We start from the raw sequence: 14586 nt of genomic DNA, 5'->3' as shown, positions 1-14586 counted from the left end.
ATACTATTGTCGTAAAACTGCGAAGGCTTGTGGCAAACTTTTTTGGACATTTGCACAAGCCTTAATCAAAATTAACCTTTTCTTTGCATCTTATCAATGGTTGTCAAATTGTTAGGCGGTGTTTTCATCGGATTATTTTCCAACTGCTTTAAACTGGGTGCCATTTCCTTCGCTGACAACTCTTCATTTAATCCATGGGTTACCAATTCACCTTTAGCATGCACATCCTGGGCATGTACTCTTTTGGTTTGCAGTGGATGCTCCTTTTTATGCAATGACATCATTGTCCACCCCCTTTAAAATTTATATCACTAGCTTCCCCATATCTTAGCTTTTAATGTTCATTATTTCGGCATAAAAAAATTTCTCCAGCCCATCGGTTGGAGAAATTTTGGTTGTTTACTCATAAATCCAATTGTCTAACGTGCGGTCATAGGTAATTAATTCTTCCGGTTTAAAGAACAGGTTGACTTCCCGTTCGGCACTTTGTACCGAATCTGAGCCATGAATGATATTGCGTCCAAGGTCAACACCATATGTCCCGCGAATGGTGCCAGGTGCTGCCTTTGCTGGGTTAGTTGCCCCCATCATTTCCCGGGCGGTGGCAACCACATCTTTACCTTCCCAAACCATCGCCACCACTGGGGCCGATGTGATGTAATCCACCAGAGAAGCAAAGAAGGGTTTTTCTTTGTGTTCGCCATAGTGGGTCTCGGCCAGTTCCTTGCTAATTTGCATTAGTTTTAAACCAATGAGCTTGTAACCCTTTTTCTCAAAACGGGTAATAATCTCTCCGGCCAGTCCCCGCTGAACACCGTCAGGCTTTACCATTAAAAATGTGCGCTCCATCACTACACCTCTTTATTTAAATCTATTCCTTGTTTCTCATCTTTAGCTAAATCTATACTATGTTCTTGGCCTTTAGCGTCTGCCAGGCCTTGTTCCTTCATTAATGCGGCAAACTCGGCCGCTTCGATGGTTTCCTTTTCCATTAGGGCTTGAGCAATGGCATGTAAAGCATCAATGTGCTGGTTTAGCAAGTTTTTAGAAGTGGCATAACTGTCGTCAATCATTTTTCTTACTTCCTGATCAATGGCTGAGGCCACTCCCTCACTGTAGTTGCGATCTCTGGATATGTCGCGACCTAAAAATACCTGATCCTGTTTGTGACCCAATGTTAATGGCCCCAATTTATCGCTCATGCCGTATTCCATAATCATTTTACGGGCAATCTCAGTGGCTCGCTCCAAATCGTTCTGGGCACCGGTACTGATTTCCTTTAGCACCAAATCCTCTGCCACCCGTCCCCCTAACAACATGGTAATTTGATCCAGCAGCATTGATTTGGTCATGTAGTAGCGGTCTTCTTTAGGCAGCAACAGTGTATAACCCCCTGCCCTTCCCCGGGGGATGATTGATACCTTATGAACGGGATCGGTGTTTGGCAACAAATAGCCTACCAAAGCGTGACCGGCTTCATGGTAAGATACCAGTCGTTTTTCTTTATCACTGATAGCCTTTGATTTTTTCTCTGGACCGGCAATCACTCTTTCGATGCTATCTTCTAATTCTTCCTGACCAACCTTCTTTTTGTTGTTGCGGGCAGCCAAAAGAGCAGCCTCGTTTACCAGGTTAGCTAAATCCGCCCCGGTGAATCCCGGAGTGCGACGGGCCAATACATCTAGGTTTACATCTTCTTCCAAAGGCTTGCCTTTGGTATGGACTTTTAATATTTCTTTACGCCCACTGACATCAGGGGCACCAACAACAATTTGCCTGTCAAAACGACCGGGTCTCAACAACGCCGGATCCAAAATATCCGGTCTGTTGGTGGCTGCCACAATGATTATCCCTTCATTGGGGTTGAATCCATCCATTTCAACCAACAGTTGGTTAAGGGTTTGCTCCCGTTCGTCGTGACCGCCGCCTAATCCTGCCCCGCGCTGGCGGCCCACCGCATCTATTTCATCAATAAATACAATACATGGTGAATTCTTCTTGGCTTGATCAAACAAATCTCTAACCCTGGAGGCACCAACGCCGACGAACATTTCTACAAAGTCTGAACCACTGATACTGAAAAATGGTACGCCCGCCTCACCGGCCACCGCTCTGGCCAGCAAGGTTTTACCGGTTCCAGGGGGTCCGAAGAGCAGCACGCCCTTGGGTATTTTAGCCCCTAATTCGCTAAATTTCTTTGGATTTTTGAGAAACTCAACGATTTCTTCCAGTTCTTCCTTTTCTTCGTCTGCCCCGGCCACATCTTCAAAGGTTACTTTAGTTTTTTCGTCAGTATGCATTTTGGCTTTACTCTTACCAAACTGCATTACTTTGCTACCCCCACCTTGGGTTTGTTGCATCAAGAAAAAGAATAGGAAAATAAACAATAAAATTGGCAACAAAGAAGTCAACAGGCTAACCCACCAACCGGGTTTATCCGGTGGCCTTTGTGAATACTCTATGCCTTGGCTTCTAACAGTTTCCAGTAGCTTTTCGTCAGGCCATGGACCCATCGACGAGAATTTGACGTTATCCTTTTTTAGCGTTCCCGATATGAAGTTTGTGTTGTCTTCCACCTGAAAAACAATGCTCTTTATTTTGCCTTGTTCCAAGCTGGTTGAGACCTCGTTGTAACTCAGTTCCGTTACATCTGTTTGTGCTGGCGATGTATACTGAATTAACGCAATAATTACCAACACTATTAATAGATAAATCATAAGGTTCTTTATGACCTTATTCAATAAAGCCACTCCCCTTTAATTAAAAGCTGTAGCTTAAACCATAATTGAAATTTTACCATAATTTAAATTGTATTTCAATTTAAGGTTAGCCCACTATATTCTTCACTTTAAGATGTAATATTTGTTTTGTTCTTTTTGTTATCTTCCAGTATTCCCCAACCCTAAGGCCACTTACCCATATTATTTTATCTTTGCTGCAAATTAGTGGCACCAACTGTCTTTTTTCCCGGGGCACCTTTTGATCAATTAAAAATTTTTTTAGTTTTACCATTCCCCCCGCACCTTGGGGATTAAATTTATCGCCAGGCCTTCTGTTTCTTACATAAAGATCATTGCCAGTTTCCCCGTAGTCAAAAACAGCTTCATTACTGGGCAGTTTCCGGGGATCTATAGCTTTCTCTTGAACATTATAAATTTGGGCCTCTATTGTAATGCCCAATTCCTGCACTTCGGTTTGTCCAGGTATAGTTAAGGGATAATTAACAGACGGGACAGTTAATTCTCCCGAAACCGGTGAAAAAATCATTTTGCCATAGGCAATTCTACACACCATCCCACCTGGCAACTCAATTCCACCGGGCTTGGACTTTTGACATTGACGTAAAATTGATTCCACATGATGATAGGCCAAATCACGGTAACCACCGGTTAATTGAGCCCAAATCATTCTAATCAGTCTGCGCTGTAAAGCAATATGCTGCCTATTAAATTCTTCAACGGCGACCTCTATAACCCCTTTTTGCGGACAACAAATTATTGAACTAAATATTTCTCTGGCCTGTAAAGCAATAAAGTCATCCTCTGCCCGACTTAACTCCGCCAGCCTGCCTAATATAGCAACAATTTCTTCATTATATTCCCTTTGTAACAATGGAATTAGTGATAAACGCAATTTGTTGCGTAAATATATTGTTGATTTATTGGTGCTGTCGGTGCAAAAATTTAGTTCGTTTTTCTGGCAATATTGTTCAATTTCATAACGCCGAATTGTCAAAAGTGGCCTAATATATTTATTATCCCTTTGGGGGGCAATGCCCGCCATTCCTGTTATTCCCGCACCCCTTAATAGGTTCAGCAACACCGTTTCTGCTTGATCATCAGCGTGATGACCCAGGGCAATGCGATTGGCATGACAACTTTGAGCCACCTCATTTAAAAACCGATAACGCACTTCTCTGGCAGCGGTTTCGCTGGACAATCGGTTTTGTTGTTGATACAAGCTGACATTTCGGGCCTCAACGGTGCATGGAATCTGCCGCTGGTTGCAGAACATTCTCACAAATTCGGCATCCCTTTGGGATTCTTGCCCCCGAAGCATGTGGTCTAAATGGGCCACATGCAACGATATATTAAGCTTTTCTTTTAAGACCACTAAAATATGTAGCAGGGTTAGTGAATCAGCTCCGCCAGATACTGCCACCAATACAACATCTCCGGGTACTATCAGTCGATGACTCAATATATAGTTGTATACCCGTTCTGCAATATCCATTACTACCTCCAGTCAAAAGTTAAGCAATAGTGCTATTTTTCCACACAGACCACTGATTTCCTGCTGAAAATTTAAAGAAATAGTAAAGCCAGTGTATTAAACTACACTGGCTTTATTATTTCTATACAGGGTTACTTTTAGACCCGCTCTAGTTTTATCGCCATTACCGTCATATCGTCGGGGATTTTTTCCTCTCCCCCTAAACTGCTGGCAATAATTTGAATAATAACCTCTGCAATTTCCTGGGGCTCCAACGGCGCTAAATCCTCCAGTATGTTGGCAAACCATTCCTCCGGGGCTAAATTGCTCTGATAACTATCTAACACCCCATCACTTACCATCACCAGTAGGTCGCCATCTGACATGGTGCGGCTTTGAGAAATTACCTCAATGTTTTCTAAAATACCCACCGGTAAAGTGTTGGCCTGGACAATGGCAATGCTATCTTTTTTTACTATAAAACAGGGGGCGGCGCAAACCTTAATAAAGTCCACCCGACCAGTATATAGATCCACCACCGCCAAATCCACAGTGGCAAAGGTTTCATTGGGCGCTCGCAAAGCCATAATTGAATTGACGGTTTTCACCGCCATGTTTTTTTCAAAGCCGGTGGCCAATAGTTTTTCCAATAAATTTACCACAGCGGAGCTTTCTTTATGGGCTTGATGCCCAACCCCCATGCCATCGGAAATAATGACAGCGTATTTGCCATCCCGCAATTGCAGCATCTTAAAACAGTCCCCCGATAGCTTACCACCACCTTTGGCAATACCGGCGGTGCCCACCGAAACCCTAAAGGGCAAAGAAGAGTACAGTTTAAATGTACAGATATCTGCATTGTTTTGCTGCAAACTGCAACCGCTGCTGGCCACAATTAAGTCTTGACCGGTTATGGCCGAAACCAACGGTGCAATTTTATGCTGACATTCAAGTTTACCGCCACAGGCGGGTCTGGTGATGCCCACTTCCACCGCCCCATTGGCATGATGAAAAGTAAAGATATCTAATACCGGCAGCCCTTCTTTCTTTAAGCGTTTAATGATGGCGGTCTCTATTTCTCCAAATTGTTCGGCGTCCTTTTCTAATTCCCGGGACATATTCACCAAAATATTGGATACGCCCTTCAATTGTTCTGACACCAACTGCCGGCTTTCCAACAACTTTTCCTGCCAGTAGTTATTTAGTTTGAAATTGTCGTACAAACAATTTAAAGTGATGGTCATTTCCTTTAATCGCGCACACCGCTTTTTCATGGCATTGGGTAAATCATCTATTTTTAAATTGCCGTAGGTTTCTACATTGGCTAACAAATCAAGTATTTGTTGATAGGTACTATAAAATTCCCGTTCCCAACAGGTGCGATAGAGGGCACATCCGTCGCAAACCTTTTGCCCCACTTCGATAAATAATTTTTCCAGCCCCTGTTCTTCCTGGGATTGCTCCACCGTGGTGGACACTTGTTGAAAGCTATTGGCCAGCTCATCAAAAACACCGGACCAATCCCGTATCCGGTCAGCGGTGATTTCCTTAATTCTTGTTTGGGCTAACGGTAGACGATGCATTTTAATTCCCTGGTGGGTTGGCAAAATCTTGGTAACGGTTTCAATCCACCTGTGGGGCATCAAACAAAACATTAATGTGGCCAGCCCGGTCTCCAGCAGCACCTCCACCATTGAACCATAATTAGTGATGTAAATGGAAAGTAAAATATTACCTAGCATAAAGCCCATTGATACGCCAATGCGCCCAAAACTTCTTAACATACCCGCTATTAAGCCGGCAAAGGAATAGGCCCCAATGATTACCGGCGCCACCACATAGGATAGTCCGGGAATCACTCCCACCACCGCACCGGCCGCTGCCCCCAGGCCAACCCCACCAACTAACGCCGCCAGTAAAATAACGTAGTTGCTGATTATCCCCCGCAGGCTAACATTACCTATCCCCATTTCGCCAGTGCCGGCTATTACTCCCCCAAACAACAGCAACATGCAAAACACTGCTTCACCACTAATCCTGCCGGGGACGGTACTTCGCCACAGCGGCGGTAAGGCGTGGAGGAAGGCAATGGTCAAAATGCAAGCAAATACCGCTTCAAACAGCACGCTGATATAGCCGTATAGCAAACCACCACCATAGGCCACAAAGGAACACTTGACAATCAGCTCGGTAATTAAAACCACTCCCGGAATGACATACCACTGGCGGCTTTCCATATCCGGCCCAAACCTGAGCAATAGGTAAGTGGCGATAATGGCTAAAATGCCGCTGGCCAGTGGCGGTCCATTGATCACTGTAGCCAGTCCCAAGCAGGTACATATTAACGGCCCAAGGTTATCGCTTCCGGCCACCCTTATAAAGGCTGCCACAAAGGCTACACCAAAGGGCATCAATTCCCCCATCAGTACTGCTCTGCCAAGAAAAAAGGCGGTAAGATACAATAGTAGCCACCGCCCAGTGAAAGCTCGTCCCAGTGTAGACCATTTTTTAAAGAATGATTTGATGCCTTTTTTATTTTTATCATAACCCAAACCACCCTTATGCCCCGCTTCCTTTGAACCTTCACTGTTACGGCGGTAGGGATAAACATCGATATCGTTATACATACGTCCACTCCTCTGTACTACAATGTAACACTAAGTTAATTATAGTACAGCCGACTGGAAATATATGTCATTATTAGTAGGTTGTGTTGGGTTTTTTATCGACATTAGCTGCAGCATTGATGACCAAACCCCATAGTATATCTGCTTCGCTAACGATAAATTTATTTACCTGCAAAAGATCCAACATTTGTTTGATAATTCTTACCCCAGCCACAATGATGTCAGCCCTTTGGGGTTGTAAGCCGGGAATGTTTTTTCGTTCATCAATGGACAATGAACTTAGCCGCTGTAACACCCGTTCAATCTGCTGCTGGGTAATTATAAAACCATGTACCTTTCGGGGGTCATAGACTGCCAATTGTTGGATTATTGCTGCCAGTGTGGTGGCTGTGCCCCCAACGGCAACCAAATTGTCAACTTGCTTTAGGTCAATCTGTTTTAGCAGCGGGCGCAGCAAACCAGTTATTTCTTCATCACTGTGACCCCCTTCGGTCATGCGCACCGCCCCAACGTTAACACTGGCAAAATACACAGTTTCATTTTGCTGCCAGCATATTTCTGTGCTGCCACCGCCCACATCCAAAACAACCAAGCCATCGGCAGCACCAACCATGCCCCCTTGCACCCCGCGATAACCAATGGCCGCTTCCTGCTCCCCAGACAGCACTAACGGTTTAATGCCGGTTTTCTGGTACACCATATCGCTAAATACATCGCGGTTTACCGCATCCCTTACCGCACTGGTGGCAGCAATGATTACCCGTTCCACCTGCATTTTCTGGGCATATTGAAAAAATGTTTTAATGGCTGCCACCGTTCTCACCATGGCAGTCTCCATCAGACAACCGGCACTGATGCCCTCTCCGAGCCGCGTGGTGACTAAATCGCTATGAATAACCCTTAATTTAAAGTCTCGACTGACCTCGGCAATTAATAGTCTGGTGGAATTAGTGCCCACATCTATTGCGGCAACCTTCATCATCGCTCACTCCCATGTCAAAAAAAGCGCCCATTGGCGCTTTTTAATCCTTTATTGTTGGATCAATTATATTGGTATTGGCGGAGGGCTGTTCTGGTTGTTCCACCGGCACAATTAAACTCTCGCCGGGTTTAACCAGCCCCAGGTTTTCCCGGGCCACCCGTTCCACATAATCCTTTGATTGCATCAGCTCTAAGGTTTTGTGTAACTCAGCATTTTTATTTTGCAGTTGCTCCACTTGCTGCTCGATGGCTTGTACATTTTGGCGCATCACATTTAGTTTTTGCATTTCGCCAGCAAGGGATACCGCCATATAAATTACCACCAATGTCATTACTATAAAGGGAAATTTAAACTTTAATTTAGCTTTCCCCGGTTGTTTTTTAATTTTTACCTCAGTTTTTTTTCTAAAGGGAATCGTCTTGCCTCGGCCGTTGGTTGATGAAATCAAATGCTACTCCTCCCCATCATCAGGTGTAAACAATCCCATGGTATCACCTGGTATTACAATTACCACTTGGTAACCTTTATTTTTAGCGCGGGCAAACAAGGTGGCCACCGTACTGGCTGAAAGATTTAATTTGTTAGCAATTTTTTCATTACTATAACCCATTTCCTTTAGGGTTACCACTTGCCGTTCACGGAAACTTAATTTTTCCGCTCCCCTAATTTCCAGTTGCAATTCTAGCCACCTCTGGTGATAGCAGTATCACATTATCTACAATTTATCCACTGCTTATCCACTAGTTTATCCACAATCTGTTTACAAATTAATTACAATGTAATTACATGATTACTACATTTTGTAAGAAAATCCTGCCGGTTTTAAATATTTTATTTGCAAACAGCAAAACTCTGCCGCCAACGCAGAGTTTTGTTTATTCTTGTTTGGGTTTTATCCACAACCTTAACTTACCGATTAATCTATTGACCGGCTTATTTATGCCCACCCCCAGTTTTTTTAATAATTTAAAAACAAACCCCACCGGTGCTGTCACCACCACAAATACCACTTTAAAGGGCAGACAAAGGGCTTTCCAAATAAGTTTAAACAGCTTAACCGCCAGATTAATGCTTTGTTTAACTATATTGAAAAATCCTTTGATTAGCGGTGTTATTGGCTGACTGAGCAGTTGTAAGTATAGTATCGCCCCAATGGCTAGGCCAATGACAACGTAAAACCTCACCTCACCACCGTTGCCCCATAATAAAATTATAAACACCACTGGCGTTAATATTAGCCAGTAGAGAATGTCCCCGATCATTAGTCCCCATTTTTTTAAATTAAACAATTGGGCTATTACGCGGTATAGGTCAAAAAGCAAACCCGCCAACACCCCAATAATGATAGTCATAATAAATGCAAACAGTTGGTCCTCTAATGGTATCAGTGAACGGCACCCCTTTCAGCGGCCTATTTCAACAATCGGTTCAATATTCCTTTGCCTTTCCCACCCTTGGCGGTTTTGCCTTCGATATACTCGATGCTATTGATATAGCCTTCTATTGTTAAATCTCCATCGTCTAGGTTCAACTGTGTAATATGCATCCCTTCTCCCTTTAATGAGACAAAACCCATGTTGGTATCCAGAGTAATTTCATTTTCATCAAAGGTGCCCACGTGCTGAACCCCTTTAAGGGACAACTGCTTTCGATCTATCATTTCCAATCTATGTTTACCCCGTTCTTCCACTTGACACCCTCCAATCATTATTCATTTTTAATATTTATTCCATTGGTGTTTATTTATGACAAGTAATCAATTTGATCTTGACTGTTCCAAGGTAAAACTCTGAAATACAAACAACACAGGTGGCTACTGCCCCTGCTTTCAAAATAAAGGTTGATTAAAAAACCCGGCTCCTGCTGCAGTAGCGAACGACATATAGTTGAGCAGCGAACCGAACTTAGCGAAGAAGGCTGTCGGAGGCAGGGTGGCGCACAGGACGTGCGCCACCGGCAACTGAGCCAAGGACGGCGAATTTGCTAGGGACCCTGCCAGAGACAGCCGGATGAGCTTTAGTTCGGTCTGCGAAACTATTCCAAAAGTGAGCGGTGCAACAGGTGACGGGTTTTTAAAAGTAACATCAATCTCAACAGATAAACAAACATCAAACCACGGCAAAAGCCACCGGCATTTCAAAGTAAATAAGAAATTATGCAAGCCAGCTCTGACCAACTGTTAGTATAAAAAAGCTGGTGATTTTGCACCGTTCGCTCCGATTCCTTCGCAGGCGCAAACTTAGCGCTCAGTCTGCTGGCTCCGCTTAGTTTGGCACTGCTCATCCATATGTCGCTCACTATTGCAAAATCGCCAACTTTTTTAATTAACTTTTAAGCGTTTAACACACCTTCTAATAACTAGTTTGACTGCTAAAGAAAAAAGGAATGCTTGCGCATCCCTTTGTTTTGAACTTTATTGCCACAATTTATCAATGGTCACATCTTGATAATAAAATTTAACGATTTCCTCCGGTGACTTGCCTTCGGTGGCCATTTTGTTAGCTCCCCATTGACACATGCCCACTCCATGACCAAAGCCTTGGCCGGTGATCACCAAGTTGTTACCTTCCACCCTGATATCCTTGATCAGTGTGGAACGCATTACCTCACTGCCCACCGCCAATCTAAATCCAGGGCCGCTCAGCTGCACATTGCCCACTTTAATTTGTTGGGCTCTACCGGAAGGACCCCATTGGGCAACTTCTACAGTTGTGATGTTTCCTGGATCTTGGCCCACAGTTTTTTGCACTGCGGCCCTCACTTGATCTAAAGGAATGGTGGCCACCCACTTTTTGTTTTCAGGTGTGGTAACTTCTAAACAACCGTCCTGCAGGCCCGCTTTAATATATGGGGTTTGGGTTTTTCGCCAGTCTAACCCCTCGACGGCATTGGCCGTTACCCCACCGCAGCAGGCTGCAAACCAGCCCTTAACATAATCACCGTTGTATTTAATCACTTGCCCCCGGGTACTTTCAACGGCCTTTCTCACGTTATCGTTAATACGGGACGGGTCATAGGCTTGAAACTCTTCCACACTGGTGGAGGCATCGGCGCCATGTAGCTTTTTTACCCGTCCACTGGCGATGTTTTCCATGGTAAATGTTCGCGCCAATATGGCCTGTGCCGCCAAAGCATTTTCTGGCCAAGTGGGTTCCATTTCTGCCGCCACCACCCCAACCAAATATTCTTCCAATTTAATTTGCTTCTTTTCACCGGTGTCATTGATGAACAAACTTATGGTTGGCTCCCCTTTAAATTCTTGCTGCTCAGGTTTCTTCTCTTCGTTGCCTCCACAGGCAGTTAGCACCGCCAAGGCGATAACCACTGGCAAAAGTAACTTTAGTGTTTTTTTCATTATACCACCCCACTATTTTTCATTATTTTTCGCAGTGGGGTAACTTAATATAACACCTAACCAAAATTAATCACTAAAAAAGCGGTTGTTGCGGGTGAAAGGTCTCTTCTAACACCTGGTATAGCGATGCTGCCTCCTTGGCCGGGGCATTTTCTTTTACCTCTAGAATTTTTACTTTTAAAGTTTTATTGCCAAATTGGATTTCCAAAACATCCCCCGGTTTAACTTCACTGCCAGCCTTGGCCACCCGTTGGTTCAATAAAACCTTGCCACTGTCACATACTTCTTTGGCCACCGTCCTTCTTTTTATAATCCGAGAAACTTTAATAAATTTATCTAACCTCATGTTAACAACCCCAATCCAATTATATAAAAAATAATCAGACCCTAAGGTCTGATTATTTCTTATTTTTTAGCTACTGCATCTTTCAGTGCCTTACCGGCTTTGAAAACGGGAACTTTGGTGGCAGCAATTTCAATTTCTGCACCAGTTTGGGGATTGCGACCTTTACGGGCAGAGCGCTCTCTTGTTTCGAAAGTGCCAAATCCAACCAGCTGAATTTTATCCCCAGCAGCCAGCGCTTCACTAACTGTCTCCAACAAAGCATTTACTGCCTTTTCCGCATCTTTCTTAGTTAACTCTGACTTTTCTGAAACGCTGGTAATTAACTCTGCTTTATTCACCCGAATACCTCCTCTGTTTTCTAAAAACTTCTCTGTTAAATTCGATAAAACCAGTAATTTTCCTGCTTGTTTGCAAATTTTTCCGCATTTTATTTATTATTTTTACCATCTTTTTTAATTTCCAAACATTTTGCCTCATCCCAAAGCCTATCCATTTCTGCCAAAGACATTTCAGATAGCTGGGCACCGGCTTGGTTTTCTATGTACTGAAAGCGGTTGGTAAATTTATTGTTGGTTTTAGTCAACGCCCCCTCCGCATCTATATCCAGCAATCGTCCCACGTTAACCACCGCAAATAGTAAATCTCCTAACTCGTCATAAATTTCATTGTAATTGCCACCCTGAATAGCCCCACGCAGCTCATTGGTCTCTTCAACCACCTTCTCTAACGCCCCTTGGTAATCCGGCCAGTCAAAACCCACCCTGGCAGCTCTAGCCTGCAGTTTTGTAGCCCGATTTAACGCAGGCAATCCCTTTGGTATGTTGGCCAGTAAAGACTTCTGCCCCTGCTGGTGGCCCCGCTCCATTGACTTTATTTTGTCCCAATTCACCAATACTTCATCGCTATTTTGCACCTTAGTATCACCAAAAACATGGGGATGGCGCCGGATCATTTTTTGGGTAATGGCATTAATGACATCGTTAATGGTAAATCGTTGCTCTTCAGCAGCTATTTGGGCATGAAATACTATTTGTAACAGTAAGTCTCCCAATTCATCACAAATTTTATACTTATCTTTTGTGTCTAGGGCCTCCATTACCTCATAGGTTTCTTCGACCAAATACTGTCTTAACGTATCGTGGGTTTGCTCCTTGTCCCAAGGGCAACCATCATCTGCCCTAAGTTTTGCCATCACATCCACCAAGGGGTCCAACGGATAACGACAGTTCTCGTAATTAGCCACAATTTCACCTCGCTTACCACTTCGCAACAGTGGCTTGTCCCAGTATATATAAAATCAAGGAGGCCCTCTGGCCTCCTTATTACTGTTCCATTTGTTTTGCCAAAAAACCTGCCGCGGTTTCAGCCAATTTTAATTCCAGTTCACCCATTTTAATGTCACTTTCTTTAGATGCCAAAATCACCGCTCCGATTGGGTCCCCTTCGGAAATTATGGGAGCAATGACTTCACTGGTATATTTGCATTCACTATCCGCAATAATCGAACCATCCTTGCAGTTGGGGTCTTCTGCTGGATTATTAATAATAATCACTTTGCGCTCTTCCATGACTTTTTCCACAACCGGTCCTATGGGCTTATTTAATAATTCTTTCTTTGGTGCACCGGAAACTGCTATAATGGTGTCCCTGTCTGCAATGCAAGAAATATGCCCCAGCGCCTCGTGCAATGAATCCGCATATTCCTTAGCAAAATCACCCAATTCGCCGATGGGGGAATATTTCTTAAGTATAACCTCGCCTTCTCTATCAACAAAAATCTCCAGTGGATCGCCTTCTCTTATACGCAATGTTCTACGAATCTCTTTTGGTATTACAACTCTTCCCAAATCATCTATCCGACGTACAATACCCGTTGCTTTCATGGATTTCCTTCCCTCCTTTAGTCTGCATGATTACGCGAAATAACTTTCTGTGATAGTATATAGCAGGAGGTTAGCAATTATTCATATTTTACCAAAAGAAGAAAAATTAATTTCGGCTTTTAGGGGTTTGTCTATTTTTTTGCCGAATCATCCTGGGATACTTCAACTTTTTTCTCTATCTTAGCCTTTTCCTTAACCCCATTAATAAATTCCATAAAGCGCTCATCCTTGGCCTTTTGGGTCTGTTCTAGCACAATACTTTCTTTAACTTCTTCAAAGGCACTTTGTTTTGCTGGAATCTGTTGTTCTAGCTTAATTACATGATACCCAAATTGGCTTTTAACTGGTTCCTTTGTGTATTGTCCCACCGCCAGGGCCTCTGCGGCCTTTGTAAAATCTGGATCAGTTAATCCTGCCTCTGGTGCAAATATATAAGTCCCCCCTTCCCCTTTAGAACCAGTATCTTCCGATTTTTCCTTAGCCAATTCAGCAAAATCTGCCCCTTGGTTAAGATCAGCTATCACTTGTTCTGCTAGTTTTTTAGCGTCAGCGCCACTTCTTTTTACCGGTATACTTGGATTATCACCTTCATTGACAAAAAACAGGATATGACGTACATTTAATTGTTCAGGTTCACTAAACTGTTCCTTATTTTGCTGGTAGTATTCCCTGGCTTGCTCAATATTAATCTCTTTTACATCTGCGGTAACTTTTTGGTAAAGATTATTGCCCGCCAAGTTTATGGTGATAACTTCCCGCAGTTCTTCTTCTGTGGTATTTAATTCTTTCAATGCCTTCTGATATTCTTCGTCGGTTTGATAGGTGTCTTTTATTTGTTGCAGTTGATCATCGATCTCTTTATTCTCTGGCATAACACCCTTTTCTTCGGCCTGTTGTAAAATTAAAACCTCTTCGATCATGCTATCCAATACCCGTGCTTTAATGGTTTGCTCCATCTCTTTACCTTGCTCTGACGAAAGATCAATTCCCTGTTGTTCAAAGTTCTTTTTAACATCCGCCACCCGCTTGTTGTATTTCTCTAAAGAAATTTCCTCACCGTTAACAGTGGCCGCAACATCCCTTTGTCCGCAGCCAGCAACCACTGCCATCAGCAGCAGTAGTCCCATCAGTGCTGCAAAAATTTTTTTGGGCATATTTTAAAATCTCCTTCCTCATTTAAC

At 43.5% G+C, this 14586-nt stretch carries 18 protein-coding genes; all 18 read right to left on the bottom strand.

Annotated features, from left to right (window positions below; translation table 11 throughout):
- Positions 1-71 precede the first annotated feature (71 nt).
- Positions 72-281 (bottom strand): hypothetical protein, encoded by a 210-nt coding sequence (locus V6C27_12305; GenBank protein ID MEG6617191.1) that lies wholly within the window; start codon positions 279-281, stop codon positions 72-74.
- Positions 282-399: 118 nt separating this feature from the next.
- Positions 400-849 (bottom strand): nucleoside-diphosphate kinase, encoded by a 450-nt coding sequence (gene ndk, locus V6C27_12300; GenBank protein ID MEG6617190.1) that lies wholly within the window; start codon positions 847-849, stop codon positions 400-402.
- 2 nt (positions 850-851) lie between these two features.
- On the bottom strand, positions 852-2741 hold the full coding sequence (gene ftsH, locus V6C27_12295; GenBank protein MEG6617189.1) for an ATP-dependent zinc metalloprotease FtsH: 1890 nt from the start codon (positions 2739-2741) through the stop codon (positions 852-854).
- 85 nt (positions 2742-2826) lie between these two features.
- Positions 2827-4233, bottom strand: a complete 1407-nt coding sequence (gene tilS / locus V6C27_12290) for a tRNA lysidine(34) synthetase TilS (protein ID MEG6617188.1) — start codon at positions 4231-4233, stop codon at positions 2827-2829.
- Positions 4234-4370: 137 nt separating this feature from the next.
- Positions 4371-6839, bottom strand: coding sequence for a stage II sporulation protein E (spoIIE, locus tag V6C27_12285; protein MEG6617187.1), 2469 nt, complete (start codon positions 6837-6839; stop codon positions 4371-4373).
- 73 nt (positions 6840-6912) lie between these two features.
- On the bottom strand, positions 6913-7821 hold the full coding sequence (locus V6C27_12280) for a Ppx/GppA phosphatase family protein (GenBank protein MEG6617186.1): 909 nt from the start codon (positions 7819-7821) through the stop codon (positions 6913-6915).
- 40 nt (positions 7822-7861) lie between these two features.
- Positions 7862-8269, bottom strand: a complete 408-nt coding sequence (locus tag V6C27_12275; protein MEG6617185.1) for a septum formation initiator family protein — start codon at positions 8267-8269, stop codon at positions 7862-7864.
- A gap of 3 nt (positions 8270-8272) precedes the next feature.
- Positions 8273-8500, bottom strand: coding sequence for a sigma factor-like helix-turn-helix DNA-binding protein (locus V6C27_12270; GenBank protein ID MEG6617184.1), 228 nt, complete (start codon positions 8498-8500; stop codon positions 8273-8275).
- A 196-nt stretch (positions 8501-8696) separates the two neighbouring features.
- Positions 8697-9188 carry a spore cortex biosynthesis protein YabQ gene (yabQ, locus tag V6C27_12265; GenBank protein MEG6617183.1) on the bottom strand — a complete coding sequence of 164 codons (492 nt, stop codon included), beginning with the start codon at positions 9186-9188 and terminating at the stop codon, positions 8697-8699.
- 44 nt (positions 9189-9232) lie between these two features.
- Positions 9233-9511, bottom strand: coding sequence for a sporulation protein YabP (gene yabP / locus V6C27_12260; GenBank protein ID MEG6617182.1), 279 nt, complete (start codon positions 9509-9511; stop codon positions 9233-9235).
- Between the two features lie 138 nt (positions 9512-9649).
- A complete protein-coding gene (locus tag V6C27_12255; GenBank protein MEG6617181.1) occupies positions 9650-9943 on the bottom strand; it encodes a hypothetical protein in 294 nt (97 codons plus the stop codon).
- Between the two features lie 14 nt (positions 9944-9957).
- The gene (locus tag V6C27_12250; protein ID MEG6617180.1) at positions 9958-10104 is read right to left on the bottom strand and encodes a hypothetical protein; all 147 of its coding nucleotides are present in this window, start codon (positions 10102-10104) and stop codon (positions 9958-9960) included.
- A 130-nt stretch (positions 10105-10234) separates the two neighbouring features.
- Positions 10235-11176, bottom strand: coding sequence for a SpoIID/LytB domain-containing protein (locus V6C27_12245; GenBank protein MEG6617179.1), 942 nt, complete (start codon positions 11174-11176; stop codon positions 10235-10237).
- A gap of 73 nt (positions 11177-11249) precedes the next feature.
- A complete protein-coding gene (locus tag V6C27_12240; protein MEG6617178.1) occupies positions 11250-11522 on the bottom strand; it encodes an RNA-binding S4 domain-containing protein in 273 nt (90 codons plus the stop codon).
- Positions 11523-11581: 59 nt separating this feature from the next.
- Positions 11582-11860: an HU family DNA-binding protein gene (locus V6C27_12235; GenBank protein MEG6617177.1), complete on the bottom strand. Its 279-nt coding sequence runs from the start codon at positions 11858-11860 to the stop codon at positions 11582-11584.
- An 89-nt stretch (positions 11861-11949) separates the two neighbouring features.
- The gene (gene mazG / locus V6C27_12230; GenBank protein ID MEG6617176.1) at positions 11950-12765 is read right to left on the bottom strand and encodes a nucleoside triphosphate pyrophosphohydrolase; all 816 of its coding nucleotides are present in this window, start codon (positions 12763-12765) and stop codon (positions 11950-11952) included.
- 79 nt (positions 12766-12844) lie between these two features.
- Complete coding sequence (gene spoVT, locus V6C27_12225; protein MEG6617175.1) at positions 12845-13405, bottom strand: stage V sporulation protein T; 561 nt, start codon at positions 13403-13405, stop codon at positions 12845-12847.
- A gap of 131 nt (positions 13406-13536) precedes the next feature.
- Complete coding sequence (locus V6C27_12220; GenBank protein MEG6617174.1) at positions 13537-14559, bottom strand: peptidylprolyl isomerase; 1023 nt, start codon at positions 14557-14559, stop codon at positions 13537-13539.
- Positions 14560-14586: the final 27 nt, after the last annotated feature.

This window comes from Peptococcaceae bacterium 1198_IL3148 (genome assembly GCA_036763105.1).
In the GTDB taxonomy this organism is placed as follows: domain Bacteria; phylum Bacillota; class Desulfotomaculia; order Desulfotomaculales; family Desulfohalotomaculaceae; genus JBAIYS01.
The sequence above is the reverse complement of the archived record's forward strand: the minus strand, read 5'-3'. Positions and strand labels throughout refer to the sequence as shown.

Coding starts and splice junctions, on each gene's coding strand:
- spoVT (MEG6617175.1), bottom strand. CDS start 13,405: ATGAAAGCAACGGGTATTGTACGTCGGATAGATGATTTGGGAAGAGTT.
- spoIIE (MEG6617187.1), bottom strand. CDS start 6,839: ATGTATAACGATATCGATGTTTATCCCTACCGCCGTAACAGTGAAGGT.
- V6C27_12245 (MEG6617179.1), bottom strand. CDS start 11,176: ATGAAAAAAACACTAAAGTTACTTTTGCCAGTGGTTATCGCCTTGGCG.
- V6C27_12305 (MEG6617191.1), bottom strand. CDS start 281: ATGTCATTGCATAAAAAGGAGCATCCACTGCAAACCAAAAGAGTACAT.
- tilS (MEG6617188.1), bottom strand. CDS start 4,233: ATGGATATTGCAGAACGGGTATACAACTATATATTGAGTCATCGACTG.
- V6C27_12240 (MEG6617178.1), bottom strand. CDS start 11,522: ATGAGGTTAGATAAATTTATTAAAGTTTCTCGGATTATAAAAAGAAGG.
- ndk (MEG6617190.1), bottom strand. CDS start 849: ATGGAGCGCACATTTTTAATGGTAAAGCCTGACGGTGTTCAGCGGGGA.
- V6C27_12220 (MEG6617174.1), bottom strand. CDS start 14,559: ATGCCCAAAAAAATTTTTGCAGCACTGATGGGACTACTGCTGCTGATG.
- V6C27_12250 (MEG6617180.1), bottom strand. CDS start 10,104: ATGAGCAGTGCCAAACTAAGCGGAGCCAGCAGACTGAGCGCTAAGTTT.
- V6C27_12280 (MEG6617186.1), bottom strand. CDS start 7,821: ATGATGAAGGTTGCCGCAATAGATGTGGGCACTAATTCCACCAGACTA.